This window comes from Streptomyces sp. YS-3 (assembly GCF_045257485.1).
Taxonomy (GTDB): Bacteria; Actinomycetota; Actinomycetes; order Streptomycetales; family Streptomycetaceae; genus Streptomyces.
Map to the genome: position 1 here is coordinate 1 of NZ_JBJHPC010000461.1, position 5,755 is coordinate 5,755.

5 protein-coding genes are annotated in these 5,755 nt (G+C 70.4%); 2 read left to right on the forward strand and 3 right to left on the reverse strand.

Annotated elements, in window-relative coordinates; translation table 11 throughout:
- Window positions 1–21: 21 nt before the first annotated feature.
- Window positions 22–1,017: an RNA polymerase sigma factor RpoD/SigA gene (locus tag ACJA3G_RS28165; protein ID WP_406555851.1), complete on the reverse strand. Its 996-nt coding sequence runs from the start codon at window positions 1,015–1,017 to the stop codon at window positions 22–24.
- 590 nt (window positions 1,018–1,607) lie between these two features.
- Between ACJA3G_RS28165 and ACJA3G_RS28170 the strand changes: the two genes are divergently transcribed.
- Complete coding sequence (locus ACJA3G_RS28170) at window positions 1,608–2,120, forward strand: MarR family winged helix-turn-helix transcriptional regulator (protein WP_406555852.1); 513 nt, start codon at window positions 1,608–1,610, stop codon at window positions 2,118–2,120.
- 69 nt (window positions 2,121–2,189) lie between these two features.
- Here ACJA3G_RS28170 and ACJA3G_RS28175 read toward each other — a convergent pair whose 3' ends face one another.
- A complete protein-coding gene (locus ACJA3G_RS28175; RefSeq protein WP_406555853.1) occupies window positions 2,190–3,731 on the reverse strand; it encodes an MFS transporter in 1,542 nt (513 codons plus the stop codon).
- Window positions 3,732–3,876: 145 nt separating this feature from the next.
- Complete coding sequence (locus tag ACJA3G_RS28180; RefSeq protein ID WP_406555854.1) at window positions 3,877–4,533, reverse strand: TetR/AcrR family transcriptional regulator; 657 nt, start codon at window positions 4,531–4,533, stop codon at window positions 3,877–3,879.
- 272 nt (window positions 4,534–4,805) lie between these two features.
- On the opposite strand from ACJA3G_RS28180, the gene ACJA3G_RS28185 reads away from it, so the two are divergent.
- Window positions 4,806–5,755 (forward strand): M6 family metalloprotease domain-containing protein (locus ACJA3G_RS28185; RefSeq protein WP_406555855.1); only part of this gene is annotated, 950 nt, incomplete at its 3' end.

The following is a 5,755-nucleotide window of genomic DNA, read 5'->3' on the forward strand; positions in this document are numbered from 1 at the left end:
GGGGGTGGGCCGGGCGGATCGTTACGCCGCCGCGTCGAAGCCCGTGTCCCGTGCCATCTTCTTCAGTTCCAGCAGGGCGTGCTTCTCGATCTGGCGGATGCGCTCGCGGGTCAGGCCGTGTTCCTTGCCGACCTCCGTCAGCGTGCGCTCGCGGCCGTCGTCGATCCCGTACCGCATCTTGATGATCGAGGCGGTGCGCTGGTCGAGCTTGCCGATGAGGTCGTCGAGCTCCTCGCTGCGCAGCAGCGTGAGCACCGACTGCTCGGGCGAGATCGCCGAGGTGTCCTCCAGGAGGTCGCCGAACTGGGTCTCGCCCTGGTCGTCGACCGCCATGTTGAGCGAGACCGGGTCGCGCGCCCAGTCCAGGACGTCGGCGACGCGCTCCGGGGTGGAGCCCAGCTCCGCGGCCACCTCGGCGGGCTCCGGGTCCCTGCCGTTCTCCCGGTTGAACTCGCGCTGGACGCGGCGGATACGGCCCAGCTCCTCCACCAGGTGGACGGGGAGGCGGATGGTGCGGGACTGGTCGGCTATCGAGCGCGTGATGGCCTGGCGGATCCACCACGTCGCGTACGTCGAGAACTTGAAGCCCTTGGCGTAGTCGAACTTCTCCACCGCGCGGACCAGGCCCGCGTTGCCCTCCTGGATCAGGTCGAGCAGGGGCAGGCCCGCCCTCGGATAGCGCCGGGCCACGGCGACGACGAGGCGGAGGTTGGAGCGGATGAAGAGGTCCTTGGCCCGGTCACCGGCGGCGACCAGGGCTTCGAGCTCCTCGCGAGAGGCGCCGCCTGCCTTGCTCTCCACCTCTCCGTCGAGGATCTGGCGTGCGTACACACCCGCCTCGATGGTCTGGGAGAGCTCGACCTCCTTGGCGGCGTCGAGCAGCGGCGTCCGCGCAATCTCGTCGAGGTACATTCCGACCAGGTCGCGGTCGGCGATCTCGCCGCTGACGGCGCGAACACTGCTCCCCGACTCGGATCCGCTGCTTGCGGTCCGGCGGGCGACGGCGCGGGTTGCCATGCGTGCTCCCTTGCTGTGTAGGTCGCGACACCCTCCCGGGTGCCCTGCATCCGATGGAAACAACGGCTGGAATCCGGACAGAATTCCCGTCCGGACCATCGATTTTCCGGATCATGCAGTACCCTGTGCCGCCACAGTGGCGGACGGATGCCGCGGGAACGTACAGAGGCGCAGGTCAGACCGGGTGCCGGGACCCGTGGTCCCCGGCCGCGACTCCCGTCCTTCTGAGACCGGCGTCACACCCGGAACAGTTGCCTTCACCGCGGAAGTACCCAACCCCCGTTCCGCTCTCTTCCACCGTGAAGACGGCCCGCGCCGCCTCCTGGTTGCTCAGGATGTCCAGACTGCCCTGATTCCCTGGTACCCCTTCCAGCCGAACCGCACCGGTCTTTTCACGGGCCTCATCAGATCCGCCGGCAACCCTCCACGCCGTGGCCGGACCCGTGGCCGCAGGCACCCCGGGCCGGCCGACCGCCGGGTGCGGCAACTTCCCTACACTGGCGGCGAGTTCGGGATTTACTTGAAATCTAAAGTTTTCCGTTATGTGAGATCAGTGGTGTCTTGTTCAACTTTCAAGGAGTGGCCGTACAGTGGAGACCATGACCACCACCCCCGCCGAGGAGCCGCGCTGGCTCAGCGACGACGAGCAGCGCACCTGGCGTGCCTACCTCCACGCCACCACGCTCCTGGAAGACCATCTCGACCGCCAGCTCCAGCGTGACGCCGGGATGCCGCACATCTACTACGGGCTGCTCATCCAGCTCTCCGAGGCCCCCCGGCGGCGGCTGCGGATGACCGAGCTGGCCATCGGCGCCAAGATCACCCGGTCCCGGCTCTCGCACGCGATCGCGCGGCTGGAGAAGAACGGCTGGGTGCGGCGCGAGGACTGCCCCTCGGACAAGCGCGGCCAGTTCGCGGCGCTCACCGACGAGGGCTTCGCGGTCGTGGAACGCACCGCCCCGGGCCATGTGGCGGCCGTACGCCAGGCGATGTTCGACCGGCTCACCCCCGAGCAGGCCGAGCAGCTCGGGCAGATCATGCGGGTGATCGCCGAGGGCCTCCAGCCCAAGGACGCGGGAGCGGACCTGCCCTGGCTCCGCTGAGCCGGACAGGTCCGCGTCTGGTGTGTGCTCTGCTGACCGCTTACGCGTCCCCCACGTAGGCGGCCGGCGTCAGTGGGCGACCACCGGCACCCGGATCTCGTCCTCGACGCCGTCGGCGTCGCCGGAGCCGGTGAGCGAACCCATGTCCGGACGGCCGGTGTTGATGAAGGTGACCGCGATCGCCGAGGCGACCACCAGGATGCCGACCGCCCACCAGATGGCGCTGGTGAAGCCGTGCACCATCGCCTGGAGCTTCAGCAGCTCCAGGCTCTTGGCGCCGGCGGCGTGCGAGGTCGCGTACGCCGTGGTGGCGGAGGCGGCGATGGTGTTCAGCAGGGCCGTGCCGATGGCGCCGCCCACCTGCTGCGAGGTGTTGACCATGGCGGAGGCGACACCCGCGTCACGCGGCTCGACCCCGATGGTGGCCAGCGACATGGCCGGCATGAAGGCGGTGCCCATGCCGAGGCCGAGCAGGAGCTGCGCCGGCAGGATCAGCCCGGCGTAGGAGGTGTCGATCTGGAGCTGGGTGAGGATCAGCATGCCGACGCCGGCGGTCAGGAAGCCGGGGCCCATCAGCAGGCGCGGCGGCACCCGGGTCATCAGCCGGGCACCGATCTGGGTGGAACCGGTGATCATGCCCGCGATCATCGGCAGGAACGCGAAGCCGGTCTTGACCGGCGAGTAGCCCTTCACGACCTGGAGGTAGTACGTCAGGAAGAGGAAGAGGCCGAACATCGCGATGATGGCGAGGCCGAGGGAGAGGTAGACCCCGCCCCGGTTGCGGTTGGTGATGACGCGCAGCGGCAGCAGCGGGTGCTTGACCCGGGCCTCGGTGGCGACGAACCCGGCCAGCAGCACGACGGCCGCGACGAACATCGTCACCGTCACCGCGTCGGACCAGCCGGCCGACTCGGCGCGGGTGAAGCCGTAGACCAGCGCGACCAGACCGAGGGTCGAGAGGACCACACCCGGGACGTCCAGCGGCGAGCGGTTGCGGGTGCCGGAGGGCTCACGGATGACGAAGTAGGCACCGGCCGCGGCGACGATCGCGAACGGGATGTTGACGAAGAAGGTCCAGCGCCAGTTCAGGTACTCGGTGAGGAAGCCGCCGAGGATCAGACCGACGGCGCCGCCGCCACCGGCGATCGCACCGTAGATGCCGAACGCCTTGGCGCGCTCCTTGGCGTCGGTGAACATCACCGCGAGCAGAGAGAGCGCGGCGGGCGCGAGCAGCGCGCCGAACGCGCCCTGGAGCGCGCGGGAGCCGAGCAGCATGGCCTGGCCGGTGGCCGCGCCACCGAGCGCGGAGGCCGCGGCGAAGCCGAGCAGACCGACGACGAAGGTGCGCTTGCGTCCCCAGAGGTCGGCTATGCGTCCGCCGAAGAGCAGCAGACCGCCGAAGGCGAGGGCGTAGGCCGTGATGACCCACTGCTTGTTGCCGTCGGATATGCCCAGGTCGGTCTGGGCGGAGGGCAGGGCGATGTTCACGATCGTCGCGTCGAGCACGACCATCAGCTGGGCGAGCGCGATGAAGGCCAGGGCCTTCCATCGGCTGGGATCGGGAGCGAGGTCCCGGGGCTCGGTTGTCCGGGCCTCGACTGTTTTCGACATGGGTGTAGCCACCTTGGGACGCGATGTTGCGATGAGCGGAGTGCTGAGTACTGCCGTACTGCTTCGTACGGCTTGGTGCTGCTCGGTGCTGCTTGGTGCTGAGGCTCTGTGCGCTGAGCGGACCGGCCGCCCCACGCGGGTTCGGTTACGGCTGGCTGAGGTCCTGCATGGTCGCCGCCGTTCCCGGCAGCTCGGACCGCGCCGGGGCCATGAGCCCGTCGAGGAAGAGCTGGAGATGGCGGTGGACGAACCGGTCCATGTTCGGGCACGCGGTGCCCGGCAGCGGCCGGGTGAGCTGGGTGAGGGCGACCATCAGATCGCCCACGTCGACGTCGTCGCGCAACTGGCCGCTGCGCCGGGCCCGTGCCATCAGGTCACGGACGGCCTCGTCGAGGCGTTCCCGGGCGGCGTTCAGCTCCGGCATGTCCTTGTCGAAGCTCTCGGAGAGCATCGGGCACAGGGCGCCGATGCGCTCGTCGGCCGCGTTGAAGACGAACCGGCGCAGTGCGGCGAAGGCGTCGGGCTCCTCGGCGGTCGCGGTCTCCGCGGCCACCGCCCCCCGTTCCATCACCGCGAGCACCACGCTGGTGATCAGCTCGGTGCGGTCGTGGAAGTGCCGGTAGAGCGTGGCGTTGCCGATGCCCGCGCGCTTGGCGATCTCGTCGAGCGGCACCATGGCGCCCTCCTCGACGAACATCTCGCGCGCCGCCGCGATGATCCGCTCCCGGTTGCGCAGGGCGTCGGCCCGCGGTCGCGGGGCGCGACGGGGCTCCGCTGCGATGCTCGGGGTGGCGGTGGACACGGCGTGCTCCTTCTGCTGCGGATGAAGTCGTCGTCCGAAACGAACCGGGGAAGCTCTCCCCGTTTCGGCGGGACACAGGTGCAAACGGGGAAAGGCTCCCCGGTTATTTCCCGCCCGGGCCCCTGTTTCCTGTGACCTGAGTCACATCCTTCGCCCGGGAAAACCACACGCGCGGCCCACCCAGCGCGCGCCCGCGACACGCCCGACACAGGGTGATCGCACGAGCGCAGCCAGGAGCGGCCGGCTGCCGGCGGGCGAAGGCGAGCGTGCGTATGGAGGAGTCCGGCAGAGCGCGCCGTCGGATATCCGGCGGGCCGCGCGACCCGCGCCGCCGCCGCACCGTCGCGGGCGCGGCCCTCGCCGCCGCGGTGCTCGCCTCGGTCACCGCGGGCAGCACCACCCTGACGGCCCCCCTGCGGGCGTCGGCCGGCCCGGTGGCCACCGGCGGGGAGGCGGCGCTCGCCCCGTGCCGGATCAGCACCACGCTCGGCGTGCAGATGTCCGAGGGCCTGCCCACCCCGCCCGGCTACACCCACTCCACCGGCACGATCCGCGCCCTGACCCTGATGATCGACTTCCCCGACGCGCAGGGCACCGAGTCCGCGCTCAGCCGGTACGCGGAGTTCTTCCCCCAGACCACCCAGTGGTTCCGCACCGCCTCGTACGGGCGGCTGGACTACCGGCCCGACGCCCCCCTCCCGCAGTGGCTGCGGATGCCGCAGGCGTTCTCCGCGTACGGCATAGAACGCGGCTCGCCGTACGAGCCGGGCTACCGGCGGCTGGTCAAGGACATCGTGGCGGCGGCCGACTCACGGGTGGACTTCGCGGCGTACGACCTGGTGAACATCCTGATGTCGCCGAACGCGGGGCCGTCCGCGCTGGACACGGTGCTCTCGGTGACGTTCTCCGGGAACGAGGACGCGCCGCTCGCGGACGGCGTCCCGCTCTCCAACACGTCCTTCGTCTACAGCCGCCAGGACGACGGCTCCGGCTCGTACCGCGAGACCGGCTACCGGGTGCTGCCGCACGAGAACGGCCATGTCTTCGGGCTGCCCGACCTCTACACGCCCGACGGCGGGGGCGCGGTCGGGCACTGGGACATCATGTCCGAGGACTGGGGCGCCAACAACGACATGCTCGGCTGGCACAAGTGGAAGCTGGGCTGGCTCGACAACGCGCAGGTGGGGTGTGCGGCGGGGGCGGGGGCCCACGAGTACCTGCT